The 14,372-nt window shown below is 71.6% G+C and carries 14 protein-coding genes, 1 tRNA gene and 2 pseudogenes; 6 read left to right on the forward strand and 11 right to left on the reverse strand.

From position 1 onward, the window contains the following. Positions 1-13: 13 nt before the first annotated feature. From IW248_RS20670 to IW248_RS20690, 5 genes are all read right to left on the reverse strand, one after another. The gene (locus tag IW248_RS20670; RefSeq protein ID WP_196928314.1) at positions 14-655 is read right to left on the reverse strand and encodes an HNH endonuclease; all 642 of its coding nucleotides are present in this window, start codon (positions 653-655) and stop codon (positions 14-16) included. A gap of 115 nt (positions 656-770) precedes the next feature. Next, entirely contained in the window at positions 771-1,337 is a 567-nt protein-coding gene (locus IW248_RS20675) for a zinc finger domain-containing protein (RefSeq protein WP_196928315.1), read from the reverse strand. Continuing rightward, the gene (locus tag IW248_RS20680) at positions 1,334-1,639 is read right to left on the reverse strand and encodes a hypothetical protein (RefSeq protein ID WP_196928316.1); all 306 of its coding nucleotides are present in this window, start codon (positions 1,637-1,639) and stop codon (positions 1,334-1,336) included. Before IW248_RS20680 ends, IW248_RS20675 begins: the two co-directional genes overlap by 4 nt. Positions 1,640-1,898: 259 nt before the next feature. After that, positions 1,899-2,084 carry a helix-turn-helix domain-containing protein gene (locus tag IW248_RS20685; RefSeq protein WP_196928317.1) on the reverse strand — a complete coding sequence of 62 codons (186 nt, stop codon included), beginning with the start codon at positions 2,082-2,084 and terminating at the stop codon, positions 1,899-1,901. 1,208 nt (positions 2,085-3,292) lie between these two features. Then, positions 3,293-4,933 (reverse strand): recombinase family protein, encoded by a 1,641-nt coding sequence (locus IW248_RS20690; RefSeq protein ID WP_196928318.1) that lies wholly within the window; start codon positions 4,931-4,933, stop codon positions 3,293-3,295. A 33-nt stretch (positions 4,934-4,966) separates the two neighbouring features. On the opposite strand from IW248_RS20690, the pseudogene IW248_RS20695 reads away from it, so the two are divergent. The 3 genes and pseudogenes from IW248_RS20695 to IW248_RS20705 form a co-directional block, all read left to right on the forward strand. Beyond that, positions 4,967-5,044: pseudogene (locus IW248_RS20695) on the forward strand (peptide-methionine (S)-S-oxide reductase MsrA); the annotation flags it as partial. A 372-nt stretch (positions 5,045-5,416) separates the two neighbouring features. After that, the gene (locus tag IW248_RS20700; protein ID WP_196928319.1) at positions 5,417-6,346 is read left to right on the forward strand and encodes a ribonuclease Z; all 930 of its coding nucleotides are present in this window, start codon (positions 5,417-5,419) and stop codon (positions 6,344-6,346) included. Further along, positions 6,343-6,858, forward strand: coding sequence for a GNAT family N-acetyltransferase (locus tag IW248_RS20705; protein WP_196928320.1), 516 nt, complete (start codon positions 6,343-6,345; stop codon positions 6,856-6,858). Before IW248_RS20700 ends, IW248_RS20705 begins: the two co-directional genes overlap by 4 nt. 18 nt (positions 6,859-6,876) lie before the next feature. Here IW248_RS20705 and IW248_RS20710 read toward each other — a convergent pair whose 3' ends face one another. After that, complete coding sequence (locus IW248_RS20710) at positions 6,877-8,247, reverse strand: cystathionine beta-synthase (RefSeq protein WP_196928321.1); 1,371 nt, start codon at positions 8,245-8,247, stop codon at positions 6,877-6,879. A gap of 72 nt (positions 8,248-8,319) precedes the next feature. Then, complete coding sequence (locus tag IW248_RS20715) at positions 8,320-8,676, reverse strand: YkvA family protein (protein WP_091394216.1); 357 nt, start codon at positions 8,674-8,676, stop codon at positions 8,320-8,322. 150 nt (positions 8,677-8,826) lie between these two features. On the opposite strand from IW248_RS20715, the pseudogene IW248_RS20720 reads away from it, so the two are divergent. From IW248_RS20720 to IW248_RS20730, 3 genes and pseudogenes are all read left to right on the forward strand, one after another. Beyond that, positions 8,827-9,890, forward strand: a pseudogene (locus IW248_RS20720) (SGNH/GDSL hydrolase family protein); the annotation flags it as partial. Further along, entirely contained in the window at positions 9,876-10,688 is an 813-nt protein-coding gene (locus tag IW248_RS20725) for an SGNH/GDSL hydrolase family protein (RefSeq protein WP_196928323.1), read from the forward strand. The pseudogene IW248_RS20720 and the gene IW248_RS20725, both read left to right, overlap by 15 nt. A gap of 79 nt (positions 10,689-10,767) precedes the next feature. Beyond that, positions 10,768-12,030 carry an acetyl-CoA C-acetyltransferase gene (locus IW248_RS20730; RefSeq protein WP_196928324.1) on the forward strand — a complete coding sequence of 421 codons (1,263 nt, stop codon included), beginning with the start codon at positions 10,768-10,770 and terminating at the stop codon, positions 12,028-12,030. 2 nt (positions 12,031-12,032) lie between these two features. Here the strand turns inward: IW248_RS20730 and IW248_RS20735 are convergent, their stop codons facing one another. The 4 genes from IW248_RS20735 to IW248_RS20750 all read right to left on the reverse strand — a co-directional run bounded on the left by IW248_RS20735 (position 12,033) and on the right by IW248_RS20750 (position 14,313). Next, on the reverse strand, positions 12,033-12,353 hold the full coding sequence (locus IW248_RS20735) for a hypothetical protein (protein WP_196928325.1): 321 nt from the start codon (positions 12,351-12,353) through the stop codon (positions 12,033-12,035). A gap of 47 nt (positions 12,354-12,400) precedes the next feature. Beyond that, positions 12,401-13,159 carry a Bax inhibitor-1/YccA family protein gene (locus IW248_RS20740; protein ID WP_196928326.1) on the reverse strand — a complete coding sequence of 253 codons (759 nt, stop codon included), beginning with the start codon at positions 13,157-13,159 and terminating at the stop codon, positions 12,401-12,403. 151 nt (positions 13,160-13,310) lie between these two features. Continuing rightward, positions 13,311-14,126, reverse strand: coding sequence for a Bax inhibitor-1/YccA family protein (locus IW248_RS20745; RefSeq protein WP_124818044.1), 816 nt, complete (start codon positions 14,124-14,126; stop codon positions 13,311-13,313). A gap of 106 nt (positions 14,127-14,232) precedes the next feature. Beyond that, positions 14,233-14,313: transfer RNA gene (locus tag IW248_RS20750), tRNA-Leu, on the reverse strand. Positions 14,314-14,372: the final 59 nt, after the last annotated feature.

The following is a 14,372-nucleotide window of genomic DNA, read 5'->3' on the forward strand; positions in this document are numbered from 1 at the left end:
GGGCGGTCTCCATTCACAGGTAATGCACCTCCTCCGGCCCGAGGTCGTCCCACACGGAGACCAGATAGGGCCACGGGTCGTCGTCCGACTTGGCGAGGTTGCAGGCGGTGTGCGCGGGGCGCAGGTTGCTCGGTAGGTCGGAACCCTTGCTTTCGTGGTGGCGCGGATCGCGCGGGACCACGTGTTCGATGTGCCGGTTTCCGTCCGCAATGGGCAGACAGCACAGCCAGCACGTCCAGGCGTCGATGCCGTGGGCGGCCCAGAACGCCTCGGCCTTGCGGACGCGGCGGGCGTCGCGGGCGGTGGCACAGGCGGAGCAGTAGACGCCGTGGGTCGCCGGGCCGTGGCCGGCGGCCATGAAGCAGAGGCCGGCGACCTTCCATGCGTCGCGGGCGCGGCGCTTGTTGGCCGCGTCGATGCCGGACGCGACGTAGGCGGCGGTGGCCGTGCGCTGCCGCGTGCGGCACGCCGCACATCGCGTGCGGCCGGGCTCGGCTGGCCGCGCCTTGCAGCCGGTGCACTTGCCGGACGCCTTGGCTGCGGCGCGGTCGTCCTTGGACACACACGCCTTGCACTGTCCGGCGCGCTTGCCGGTCAGATGGTGCGCCGGGCGGCCACAACCGTTCACGCACGACGGACGGTCGGCGGCGGTCATCGGGGGGCCGTCCAGGGCTGCGGCGACGGGCGGCCGAGCGGCGACGGGCGACCGAGCGGCGACGGTGCCACGCAAGCGGCGGCGAGGCGGGCGAGCGTGCGGAGGATGCGGGCGGTCACAGCGTCGCCGTGGTCCACCCACGGCCGAACAAGTCGCCGTAGCCGTCACCGATCATCAGGACGGCCGACCGGTCGTCGCCCTCGCCGTCCTGAAAGGAAAAGACGTCGAACATGCCGTCACCGCTGGGCGTCTCAAGCATCACGGCCAGCGTGACGCCGTACCGGTTCGGGCGGGTCAGCGCGTCCACCAGCGCGGGCGGCAGGTGGCAGGGGTCAACGATTAGCAGGTGGCCGGAGTCGACGGGCACAGCGCCGTGGTCGCGGTCGGTGGTGGCGGGCTGGGCGGTCGCGGTCTCGGTGCTCATGGCGGTCTCCTCCACGTCGGACGGGCGGGCGGCGTTGCGGCGGGCGAGGTGCGGGCGATCCGGGCGGCGACCGAGGGCCGGGCGGCCGTCGTGCTGCGGGCGGACCGTGCGGCACGGCTCGCCGGGGGCGGCGGCGCAGTGGTCGCAGCGGACGGCCAGCGGGTCGCGGCGGCGCGGTGGGCCGAGGGTTGCCGGCGTGCCGGTCAGCTCGGACACCAGCGCGAGGAACGCGGCGGTGGATGGGTCGTGGTGGGTCACAGCGCCTCCGTCCGTCGAATGTGGATGGTGCGAGCGCGCATGGTGCGCGATGCGGTCACGGTGGCGCTAGGCAAGATCCGCTGATCGGGGTCGAGCAGCGCGCGAGACAGCGCGGGCGCGGTCGGTAGGTAGTCGGCAAGCTCGGCGCGGCCAGCCTCGGCGCACAGGGCGACGACGGCGGCGCGTAGCTCGGTGGCGGTGCCGTGCCACTCGCCGGAGTCGTCAAGGATCGACGGACCGGCGGCGGTGGGGGTGACGGCGGCGCGGAGGATGGCGCGGGCGTTTTGGTCGATGCGATACATGAGGTGGCGGCCTCTCAATAAAAAATGGCCGGTCAAGGGACCATCCGGACCGCCATCCGGATGATCTCTTGACCGGCCATTTCGGACGGACAGTGTTCGTGCTTAGCGCATAGGTCGCATGGCGGTGCGACGACGAGCGCGGGGGAGGTTGCGCTCGATCACGAGCAGCAGCAAGTCATGGTTGGCCGGGAAGCGTCGCGGCGACGGTCGGGCGTTGGGTACGTACACGGTCCCTCCACTGTGGTTCGTCGGGCGGGGGTCACTTCTGGGCGCGGGCGGCCTCAACGTCGGCCAGCCGGTAAAGCGCGGCGGTGCCGATGCGCAGGGCCACGGGCAGCGCGGTGCGGCCGGTCGAGCGGCGGTTGCGGAGGGTCTGCGGCGCGATGCCCAGCAGGCGGGCGGCCTCGGCAAGCGTGACGTACGTGGTGCCGTCTACGTCGATCATCGGGCGTCCCTCCCTTCGGGGCGTCGGCGAGAGGGCGTGTCCCTCTGTCTATTTAGTACGTCCCACAGCGGTAAAGCTCTCTACCTAGTAATTCCCCAGCGATGTAAGGGCACGGGCGCGGAGTTTTTCTCTTACACCTAGTACGTCCTACAGAGGTAAAGCTCTGTACCGGTGTTCGGGCGGGGGCAGCGGGCACACTTCTGCTTCATCGAATGTGTCCCCCCGAACAGGTAAGGCGAATGCCCACCTGGCGGCCCGGAAATCGGACGCTGTCGACCAGCGGGGGCCGAATGCCGCAGAAATTGACTTCAAACCTCCCGCATGGTGAGACAGATATGGGCGTGCGGGCACCAGCGGGCCGGCGGGGGGCGCTCGGCGGTGGGTGCAGGCGCAGCGGGGGGTGCCCGACTACCGGGGCGCGGGCACATCCGGCGGTGCCCGAATGACGGCATGACAGCAGAGTGCCGGCGCAGCGAGCGGTGCCCGAATGACGGCAGGGGTGCTGACGCATGACGGCATGACGGCAGGGAGTGCCGACGCATGACGGCATGACAGCAGAGTGCCGGCGCAGCGGGGGGTGCCCAACTCACTATCAGTGACTATAGTGGACTATAAGTATTACAAATAGTAATAAGGGAAGGGATAGAGGATAGGGAATTAGGGCAGAGTAGACAGCAAGGAAAGCGAGGGGCGAGGATCGTTGGGCGGCGATCCGGGCGGCGTTGTTTTGGTGAGCGACTGCCGTCATGCCGTCATGCCGTCATGATCTTGTTTCGGTCCGGGGGTTACCGGGGGTGCCGACCGGCGGGGGCCTCGGCGGAACCGTGCCGCAAACCCGTTCTAAGCCACGCTGCCGGGCGGCGGTGCCGTCCAGGCAGGGACGGAAGGGCGGACGCGGGCGGGGGCGCACGGGCTGTCTGACAAGCGCACTTGTTGGTGCCGACCGGCGGCGGGGGGGTCCGTTGTCAGTCGGGGTTGACGCCACCAGGGAGCACGGTTGGCCGGTCGCTGCCGGCCGGCGGGGCGGTCCGGGGCGGTGTCGACCAGCAGCCGGGGCGCACGCGCGGGAGAGCATCGGGAACGGGCTGTGCCGGTCTCTGCGGGCCGTGAGTGCTGTCCGGCGGGCATCGGACGCCGGACGCAGAGCGGCCCGCTACGGGGCGCGTAGCGGGCCACTTGTTGACGCTGGGCGGGACGGGGCCGGCGGGCTACGCGGTGCCGGCCCAATCCAGCGATACGCGGGCGTTCACGCTGCCCCACGGGTCGGCCTTCGTCGGACGGCCACCCTTCGATGCCGCGCGGCGAACCGTGATGCGGTCAACGAACAGGGTTACGAAGTCGCGACGGTCCGGCACCGTGGCGGCGTCCCACCACGTCTGTTCGTCGCCGTAGTCGCTGGACGTCCAGAGGTCCAGCGGAAGCTTGGCGGTTACCTGGTCGTCCAGCTCGGCCAGGCGGGCGGTAAGGGCATCGACGCGCGCACCGGTCACCGTGACAGCACGGGTAAGCGCGGCGGCGGCGGCACCCGAGGCGGTGCCTAGTGCCTCCGATTGCTGGTCGAGGGCGGCGGACGCGTCGGCCAGCTCGGCGGCCACGGCGGCGCGCTGCGCGGCGGTCTCCGGCTTCGCCGTCGCGGCACCATAGCGGCGCGTCGCCTCGGCCAGGATTGACGCGGTGGTGTCGTCCTCGTCGGCCGGGTCGATGGAGTTGATCAGGCGGTCAATCCGCATCCGAATCCAGCCATCGAGCGCGGTCAGGCTGATGGTGTTGCTGTGCCGGCCGGCGGGGGCGGTGCACATATAGGCGTCACGGTTGGCGAGCGCGGGCGAGGCGATGAACCGGCGGGCCTTCATCCGGTACCCGCACTCACACCACAGGATGCCCAGCGACGAGAGCAGGGCGGGCGTGTCGCCCTCATGGCGCGGCGACCGGGCGCGGGCGGTCAGGGCGGCTTGCAGACGCCAGTAATCGTCGGTGGTGATGATCGGCTGATCGGGCGCGGGGAGCACGTGCGGGTCTGAAAGGTCGTACGCGACGCGGTAGCCGATCCGGGTGCCCTTGTCGTCCAGCACGAGAACGGCAGGCAGGCCGGCTATGCGCGGGTCGCGCAGTCGGTGAGTCAGCGCCCGATCCGACCAGGCGGACGACGCGCGGGAGCGGCCCACCGTCGCGCCGCGCGTGGGGATGCGGCGGCGGTCAAAGTGGCGGGCCACGGCGTGCACGGCGTGGCCGAGCAGGACGGCGCGTGTTGCTACCCGCATTGTGCGGGCCTCGGCCTGGTCGACCACCAGGGCGCGCACGGCCACCGGGTCGCCATCGGGGGTCCGGGCCATCCGCTCAACGGTGGTAAATCCGTACGGCGCGTGCCCGACGTGACCACCGGCCGATCGGGCGAGCGCCTTTGCGGCTTTCACGGCGGCCGACTTGTTTTTGCTTTCGTTGTGCGCGGCGTCCATGCGCAACAGCAGATGGATTAGATCCATCGTGTTATCCGGGCCGAATGTGCCTTCCGTGATGCTGACAATCGTCAGACCACCGGCGAGCAGCGGCAGCCATTCGGCAAGCGCGATGCGCGGGTCTTGACGCGTCAGGCGGGACACGTAGAAGACGTACAGATGGGTGATCTCGCCAGCCTTGATCGCCGCTACCATCTGGTCGTACGCCTCACGCACAACGCCCGCTTGAAACCCTGACCGGTCGATGTCCTCGAACGTTCGGAGGGTCGCGCCGGGGTGGTCATGGTGGGCGCGTTCGGCGGTCGCGGTGCGCTGGGTGGCCGGGGAGGCTTCCGACTTGTTCGCGCGGGCGGACGACTGGCGGACGTACGCGGCGGGGCGAGCGGTGATCATGGGTCCACAGTAGTACACCGCTCGCTTGGGATCAAGAACCCGAACGGGTACTGCAACCACGGCCCGAACGGGCTGAGCTGCCCGGTCGGCGTGGCCCGGGTCGGCGGCTGACCAAGACGCACCACCCGCACACGCGTGATGCCCGGCCACCCCAGGAGGTGGTCGGGCATTCCCGTTCGGCCCTGTGATCGAAATCCGTTGCCGAGCCCGACGAGAACTCGATAACGTGGCCGTACACGTGAAAGGAGGTGGTCCAGACTTGTATAGCAATCGGACTCGTGAGGTGGCTGTCAGCTAGCCGCTGTCCTCGACAGTGATCGGCCCGCCGCGAGGTGGGCAAAAAGCACCATCGTCGAGACCGTGTGGCAGCGGTGCGGCGAATCCACGACAGCCACCCGACCCCCGGGGTGCCGGCCAAGTCCAGCCGGCCCGCGCACCTGCGCGGAGCGCCCCGGGGGTCGCTCCATATCCGCGGGAGTGGCGATGTCCATGCGCGAGCTGGTGGTGCTGGGGACGGCCAGCCAGGCGCCGACCCGCCAGCGCAACCACAACGGGTACGTGCTGCGCTGGGACGACGAGGTGATCCTCTTCGACCCGGGCGAGGGCAGCCAGCGTCAGCTCCTGCACACCACTGTCACCGCCACCGACCTGACCCGGATCTGCGTCACCCACTTCCACGGCGACCACTGCCTCGGCCTTCCCGGCACCATCCAGCGGCTCTCCCTGGATCGGGTGGCGCACCCGGTCGCCGTGCACTTCCCCGCCGGCGGCGCCGAATACTTCGCCCGGCTGCGGCACGCCACCTCCTTCTACGAGACCGCCGAGCTGCGGGTCGAGCCCATCGAGGCCGACGGGCAGCGGATCGCCCTACGCTGCGGCACGCTGGAGGCACGCCGGCTCCGGCACCCCATCGAGACGTACGGCTACCGGCTGGTCGAGCCGGACGGGCATCGGATGCTTCCGGAGAGGCTGGCCGCGTACGGCATCGCCGGGCCGGCCGTCGGCGAGCTGATCCGCGTCGGGCACCTGGACCTCGACGGACACCGCGTCACCCGGGCCGAGGTGAGCGTGCCCCGGCCGGGGCAGCGGTTCGCGTTCGTGATGGACACCGGCCTCTGCGACGGGGTGTACGCCCTCGCCGAGCACGCGGACCTGCTGGTCATCGAGTCGACGTTCCTGGAGTCGGAGGCCGCGCTCGCCGCCGAGGTCGGCCACCTGACCGCGGCGCAGGCCGCCCGGGTGGCGACCGAGTCCGGGGTACGCCGACTCGTGCTCACCCACTTCTCCCAGCGCTACCCCGACCCGCGCCGGTTCCACGACGAGGCGCGCGCGCACTTCGACGGCGAACTGATCATCGCCGAGGATCTGACCACGGTGCAGCTTCCGCCGCGCCGGGTAGCCTCGGCCGAGTGACCGTCACGCTCCGCCCCGCAACCGAAGGCGACCTGATGGCGGTGGGTGCCCTGCACCAGCGCTCCCGGGTCGCCGCGTACTCCGCCTTCCTGCCGGCCGAGGCGCTGGCCGACCCGAGCCCGGAGGCGATGGGGCGGTACTGGGTCGAGCGGTGGATCTGGGAGCGGGACACCCACCGGATGACAGTGGCCGAGCGGGCCGGGGCGTTGGTCGGGTTCAGCCACCTGGGCCCGGACGACGAGGACGACCCGGCCACCGGGCTGCTCAACGCGATCCACCTCGACCCGGGTGAGCAGGGCCGGGGCACCGGCCGGGCGCTGATGGTCGACGCGCTGGACGCCATGCGGGCGCAGGGCTGGCGGCGTGGCGTGCTCTGGGTGCTGCGCGACAACGCGCACGCCCGCGCCTTCTACGAGCGTGGTGGCTGGACCCCGACCGGAGCGGAGCGTGAGGAGCACATCGGTACCGCCCTCACGCCCCAACTCCGCTACACCCGGCTGCTGGCTGCCTGAACGAGGCCTCCGGCAGGCTCAGTGGGCGCCCAGGTGGGCCAGGAGGTCCTGGCGGGTGAGGACGCCCTTGGGCTTGCCGTCGACCAGCACCAGGGCGGCGTCGGACTTCTCCAGCATGCCCACCGCCTCGCTCACCGGCTGACCGCCACCGATCATCGGCAGCGGGTCGCCCATGTGCCGCTCGATCGTGTCGTGCAGGTGGGCCTGACCGGTGAACAGCGCGTCGAGCAGGTCCCGCTCGGCGATCGAACCGGCGACCTCACCTGTCACCACGGGCGGCTCGGCCTTGAGCACCGGCAGCTGCGAGACGCCGTACTCGCGCATGTAGTCGATCGCGTCGCGCACGGTTTCGGTCGGGTGCACGTGCACCAGCTCGGGCAGCCCGCCCGGCTTGCTGGCCAGCGCGTCGGCCACCGTCGGCTCGGCGCCGGAGTTGTCGAGGAAGCCGTACCGGGCCATCCACGAGTCGTTGAAGATCTTCGAGAGGTAGCCTCGGCCGCCGTCGGGCAGCAGCACGACAACCACGTCGTCCGGGCCGGCCCGGCGAGCGACCTCCAGGGCGGCGACCACCGCCATCCCGCAGGAACCGCCGACCAGCAGCCCCTCCTCGCGGGCCAGCCGCCGGGTCATCTCGAAGGACGCCTTGTCGGAGACCTCCACGATCTCGTCGGCGACACCCCGGTCGTACGTCTCCGGCCAGAAGTCCTCGCCGACGCCCTCCACCAGGTACGGCCGGCCGGTGCCACCGGAGTAGACCGAGCCCTCCGGGTCGGCCCCGATGATCCGCACCCGGCCCTCGGAGGCCTCCTTGAGGTACTGGCCCATGCCGGAGATGGTGCCGCCGGTGCCGACGCCGGTCACGAAGTGGGTGAGCTCGCCGTCGGTCTGCTTCCACAGCTCCGGGCCGGTCGTCTCGTAGTGCGAGCGCGGGTTGGCCGGGTTGCTGTACTGGTTGGGCTTCCAGGCTCCGGGGATCTCCCGGGTCAGCCGGTCGGAGACGTTGTAGTACGAGCGCGGGTCCTCCGGGGCGACGGCGGTCGGGCAGACCACCACCTCGGCGCCGTACGCCCGGAGCACGTCCTGCTTGTCCTGGCTGACCTTGTCGGGGCAGACGAAGACACACCGGTAGCCCTTGAGCTGGGCCACCAGGGCCAGCCCCACGCCGGTGTTGCCGCTGGTCGGCTCGACGATGGTGCCGCCGGGCTTGAGCAGGCCGGCGGCCTCGGCGTCCTCCACCATCCGCAGCGCGATCCGGTCCTTCACCGAGCCGCCGGGGTTGACGTACTCCACCTTGGCCAGCACGGTGGCCTGGATGCCCCTGGTGACGTTACGCAGACGCACCAGCGGGGTGTTGCCGATCATGTCGACGACGTTGTCGTAGTACTGCACGGTGTGCCCTTCGTTGCGGCGCCGGCGGTGGCGGCCGGGAAGACGTTTCCTCGTCGCCCAGCGTACGTGTCGTCAGGGCACCAGCCCTCCGGGGATGACGGAGCTGCGACGGGCCTCCCACTCCAGGAACCGATCGGTCTCGGCGAGCACGCTGCCGGCCAACCACGTGATCATGACCGCGTCGTCGGCCAGCCCGAAGATCGCTAGCGGGATCTCCGGGAGCAGGTCGATCGGCGAGACGATGTACGCCGTCGCCGCGGTCATCAGGGCCAGCCGAAGGCCGCCGTCGTACTCCCCCTTGGTCGTGGCTCGAATCATCCGGGGCAGCGCGGCCAACCGCGTGCCGATCGACGGCCCGTTGCGCGCTCCGGCCGCCAGGGCCCGCGCCAGGGCCGTGAACGCCGCGCTGCGCTTCAGTGTCTTACCCATCGTCGCGCTCCTCTCCGCCGGATCAGCGTGGCGGGTCGGCGCAAGTCGGCCGGCCTCTGGAACCCAGGTACCCCGTCGCGTCGGTTTCCAGGCACCCGTGTGCCGTCACGACGACAGCGGGGTGTCGGGGCAGCGCGATAATGTCGCGGTATGGGGGTGGCACTTTCCGTCGTACCCGGTAGTGAGCGCTGGCGGCAGGCCCGGCGGTTCGCCCTGCTGGCTGCCATCGGGACGGGCGCCACGGCGGCGGCCGCGGTGGCGACCGGCGGCGTGCTGGTCGGCCAGGCCCGGCAGGCTCGACGGACCATCCCGATGGCCGAGGCGCCGCCACCCCGCTGCGACGGCATGTACGGCGCGAAGTTCCCCGGTCCGGCGCTCACCATGGTCGTGCTCGGCGACTCGTCGGCGGCCGGCTACGGGGTGCACCGCCGCCGGGAGACGCCCGGGGCGTTGCTCGCCACCGGCCTGTCCCGTCGACTGCACCGGCCGGTGCGGCTGCACCGCTTCGCTGTGGTCGGCGCCATCTCGGCGGCGCTGCGCCACCAGGTGGAGGCGGCGCTGGAGTGCCGACCCGACATCGCGGTGATCCTCATCGGCGGCAACGACATCACCAACCGCACCCCGCGCGGCCTGGCGGTGCGCTACCTGGTCGAGGCGGTGCACACCCTGCGCGACGCGGGGTGCGAGGTGGTCGTCGGCACCTGCCCCGACCTGGGCGCGATCCGCCCGATCCAGCCACCTCTGCGCTGGCTGGCGCACCGCTGGAGCCGTCAGCTCGCCGCCGCCCAGACGGTGGCCGTGGTCGAGGCGGGCGGCTGGACGGTCTCCCTCGGTGACCTGCTCGGCCCCCGGTTCGCGGCCGAGCCCACCCGGATGTTCGCCTGGGACCGGTTCCATCCCTCCGCCGAGGGGTACGCGATGGCCGCCGCCGCGCTCCTGCCGACGATGCTCTCCGCCCTCGGCGCGACCCCGGAACGACGGGCCACACCGACGCGCGGCGACGGCGTACGGTCGCTCCCGGAGGCCGCGCAGGAGGCGGCTCGACACGCCGGCACCGAGGTCAGCGGCGTCCAGGTCCGGGGCCGCGACCGAGGGCCGGCCGGCCGGTGGGCGCAGCTGCGCCGACGTGCGTTCTTCGGTGTCGGCGCGGTGCCGCAGCACGGGTCCGCCGCGGACACCTCGACAGTGGAGGGACTGGCATGAACGAGCGCAGCGCGCGGAGCGTGACCTCCGGCCTCGCCGGCCGACTGGGCCGGGCGGCGGCGTTGTCGCTGCTCGCCGGCACCGTCGGGGGCGCCGCCGTCCTCGCCGGTGAGGCGTTCGTCGCCCGGCACCGACGTTACGCGCAACCGGAGCTGGGCCTGGCCCTGCGCGCCACGATCGGTCGGGCGGGCGCTCCTCCGCTGCGACTGGTGCTGCTGGGCGACTCGTCGGCACTGGGCGTGGGCGTCGACCGCCTGGAGGACACCATCGGCGGGCAGCTGGCCAACCTGCTCGCCGAGGGCCCGACCGGCCGCCGGGTGCACCTGTCCAGCGTCGGCGTCTCCGGGTCCCGCTCGACGGACCTCGCCACCCAGGTGGCCCGGGCCCTGCTCGGTGACCGGCCCGACGTGGCGTTGATCCTGATCGGGGCGAACGACGCCACGGGGCTGCGCGGCCCCTCCGACGCGGCTGCCTATCTCGGCGCGGCGGTGCACCGGCTGCGCGAGGCGCGCGTCGAGGTGGTGGTGGGCACCTGCCCCGACCTCGGCGCGGTGCGTGCCATCGCGCCTCCGCTGCGCCAGGTGGTCGGCTGGTCCGGGCGTCGGGTGGCCCGCGCGCAGACCACTGCCGTGCTGGAGGCGGGTGGCTCGGTCGTCGACCTGGCCACCGAGACCGGGCCGGTGTTCCGGGCCGACGCGGGGACGCTCTGCCCGGACGGCTTCCACCCCTCCGCCGACGGCTACCGGGTGTGGGCGCACGCGCTGCTGCCCGCCATCGTCGCCGCGGCGGCGGCCACGACCCGGCGCTAGATCGCCCCCGGCCACGGGTGACATTTCCCGCCGTGCCGGCTTCTTCCGCGCCATGTTACTGGCGGGTTAACGTTGGCCCATGCCGATTGAGTCGTCCCGCGACGCCGTCATCGTCGCCACCGCCCGCTCCCCCATCGGCCGGGCGCACAAGGGGTCCCTGCGCGACGTCCGCTCCGACGACCTCGCCGCGACAATCGTCCAGGCCGCGCTGGACAAGATCCCCGCGCTGGATCCGACCACGATCGACGACCTCTACCTCGGGTGCGGCCTGCCCGGCGGCGAGCAGGGCTTCAACATGGCCCGGGTGGTGTCCACCCTCCTCGGTCTCGACACTGTCCCCGGCGCCACGCTGACCCGTTACTGCGCCTCGTCGTTGCAGACCACCCGGATGGCGATGCACGCGATCCGGGCCGGCGAGGGCGACGTGTTCGTCTCCGCCGGTGTGGAGATGGTCTCCCGCTACGCCCGGGGCAGCTCCGACGGGCTGCCGCCCGAGGCGCAGGCCCTGGTCGGCGGCGGCTGGGAGAACCCGCGCTTCGGCTCGGCCGACGAGCGCTCGAAGCGCCGCGCGCAGGGCGGCGCCGAGGTGTGGACCGACCCGCGCGACGCCGGTGAGCTGCCCGACATCTACCTGAGCATGGGGCAGACCGCGGAGAACCTGGCCCAGGTGTACGACGTCACCCGCGCCGACATGGACGAGTTCGGCGTACGCAGCCAGAACCTCGCCGAGAAGGCCATCGCCGACGGCTTCTGGGCCCGGGAGATCACCCCGGTGACCACGCCGGACGGCACCGTGGTGAGCACCGACGACGGGCCACGGGCCGGCGTCACACTCGACGCGGTCGCCGGCCTGAAGCCGGTGTTCCGCCCGGACGGCCGGATCACCGCCGGCAACTGCTGCCCGCTCAACGACGGCGCAGCAGCCGTGGTGGTGATGAGCGCCCAGCGGGCCGAGGAACTCGGGCTCACCCCGCTGGCCCGGATCGTCTCGACAGGTGTGACCGCCCTGTCGCCGGAGATCATGGGTCTCGGGCCGGTCGAGGCGTCCCGGCAGGCGCTGCGCCGAGCCGGCATGACCATCGACGACGTCGACCTCGTCGAGATCAACGAGGCGTTCGCCGCGCAGGTCATCCCCTCCTACCGCCAGCTGGGCATCCCGGAGGAGAAGTTGAACGTGATGGGCGGCGCCATCGCGGTCGGCCACCCGTTCGGCATGACCGGCGCCCGGATCACCGGCACCCTGCTGAACGCACTGCAGTGGCACGACAAGACCATTGGTCTGGAGACCATGTGCGTGGGCGGTGGCCAGGGCATGGCCATGGTGCTCGAACGGTTGAACTGACCTCAGAGCGCGCTGCGGGTCGCCGTCACCTCGGCGGCGGCCCGGGTCAGCGCCTCGGCTCCCGGGTCGGCGGCCAGCAGGTCCGCAGTGACCACCCGCAGCTGATCGGGCAGGGCCAGGTCGTTGTCGAGCCGGGGCACCACCCGCCGGGGTGCCGCCTCGGCGTCGGCGGCCAGGTTGGCGATCTCCTGCACCAGGCGGTGCACCAGGTCGGCGCGGGACACGTTGCCGGCGGTCGCGACCGCCGCCCACCGCGGCTGCTGCCAGTGCGCGATCTGACGGATCAGCAACTGCACGGCCTTGTCCAACTCCGCTGCGCTCATCGCCGCCAAGTCTACGGCCGACACCGCGCCCCGCCGGGTCGGGCCGGTCAGCGGCGCAGGTAGCTGAGCAGCCTGAGCAGCTGCCAGTAGAGGAAGACCAACCCGGTGAGCAGGCCGAACGCACTCAACCACGCGTACCGACGGGCTCGACCGTCGCGCACCGAGCGCTCGACGAGATCGAAGTCGAGGATGAAGCTGAACGCCCCGGCGATGATGGCCACCACCGAGAAGGCGTACGGCAGCCAGCCGACCTCCCCGCTGACGCTGTAGACCGCCAGGCCCGGTCGCCCGGTGATCAGGTACGACACCAGATTGACCACGCTGAGCACGGCGATGCCGAGCAGGGTGCCGATCACCAGGCGGGCCAGCCGGGGCGTCGCCCGGATCACCCGGGCTCGATAGAGCGCCGCCATGCCGAGGAAGACGCCGAAGGTGCCGGCCACCGCCTGCACAACGATGCCCGGATAGACCTGCTCGAAGGTGCGGCTCGCCACCCCCAGCAGCAGTCCCTGGAGGATGGCGTAGCCGACGATCGGCACCGGGTTGGTGATCCCCCGCAACGAGATGACCAGGACCAGCGCGATCGAGGCGAGCGCGCTGCCGGCCAGCGCGGCGCCCAACCACACGGCGTCGGGAATCACCGCCCAGGACACCGCCGCCGCCACGCCGGTCACGAGCAGCAACCCGACGGTACGCACCACCACGTCGTCGACTGTCATCGGCTCGACGTCACGGGCGCCGAGCACCCGGGCCTCCACCCGGCTCGTCTCGTCCAGCCGGTTGAGCACCGGGTTGTTGCTGCGCACCGCCGCCTCCTTCGCCCGCGTACCCCCAAAGGGCTTGGTCCTCGCAGTCACTCTGCCCCGGGCGGACCGGCGGCGGCGGGCAAACGGCGCGGACGACGGCGCCCGCCCTCACCGGAGTGGGGACGGGCGCCGGTCGGCAGTGCGGACGAGGTCAGTCGTCGCCCTGGAAGTAGCTCAGCAGGCGCAGGATCTCGATGTAGAGCCAGACCAGGCTGACCAGGATGCCGAACGCGGCCACCCAGGAGTAGCGCTGCGGCAGGCCCATCCGGACGCCGTCCTCGATCTCCTTGAAGCTGAGCACGAAGCTCAGCGAGGCGACCACGATGCAGACCAGGCTGAAGCCGATGGCCAGCGGGCTGCCGTCACGCAGACCCGTGTTGACGCCGAACAGCGCCAGCACCAGGTTGATCATCATGACCGCGAAGAGGCCGACCATCGCTGCGATCATGCCCTTGACGAACGCCGGGGTAGCCCGGATGACCTTCGCCCGGTAGAGCATCGCCATCAGGAAGAAGATGCCGAAGCTGGCCACGGCGGCCTGAAGCACGATGCCGTCGTAGCGCGTCTCGAACGCCTTGCTGACCATGCCGACGAAGACACCCTCGACGACCGCGTACGCGATGACGAGCGCCGGGTTTGCCATCCGGGAGAACGAAATGATCAAGCCGAGGACCAGGCCGACCACCGCCGCGCCGATCCAGGCTGGCCCGACCAGCGCGTCGGGGACGAGCACCCAGGCTGCCGCGGCGGTGATGCCGAGGATGCCGAGCAGAGTGACGGTCTTGACGACGACGTCGTCGATCGTCATGGGCGCCACGGTCGGCGGCGCGGCCGGGTAATCGGCCTGGGACGGGTACTGCTGGGGAATGCCGGGCTGTCCGTACGGCCCGGCCGGGGCGTACCCGGCGGAGCGCTCCCGCTCGGCCGCTTGGCCGAGCCGGGCGAGCACCGGGTTCGAGGTCTTCACTGTCTGGCCTCCCTCAGGGGGTCGTTTGCACGTGAACGTGCCCTCCAAGAGTAGACGGCGCAGCCAAGTCCCGGAGATCACGAGTGAGAATGTGTGCGCGGACCGGTGCCCGGGGCGGGGGTCGAACCCGCACGCCTTTCGGCAGCCGCTTTTAAGGCGGCCGTGTCTGCCTTTCCACCACCCGGGCGAGTGGCACCGGCGCGCCGACACGCCTGGTGCAGTGTCACCGTAGCCGGTCTGCGGCGA

Source organism: Micromonospora ureilytica (assembly GCF_015751765.1).
Classification (GTDB): Bacteria; Actinomycetota; Actinomycetes; order Mycobacteriales; family Micromonosporaceae; genus Micromonospora; species Micromonospora ureilytica.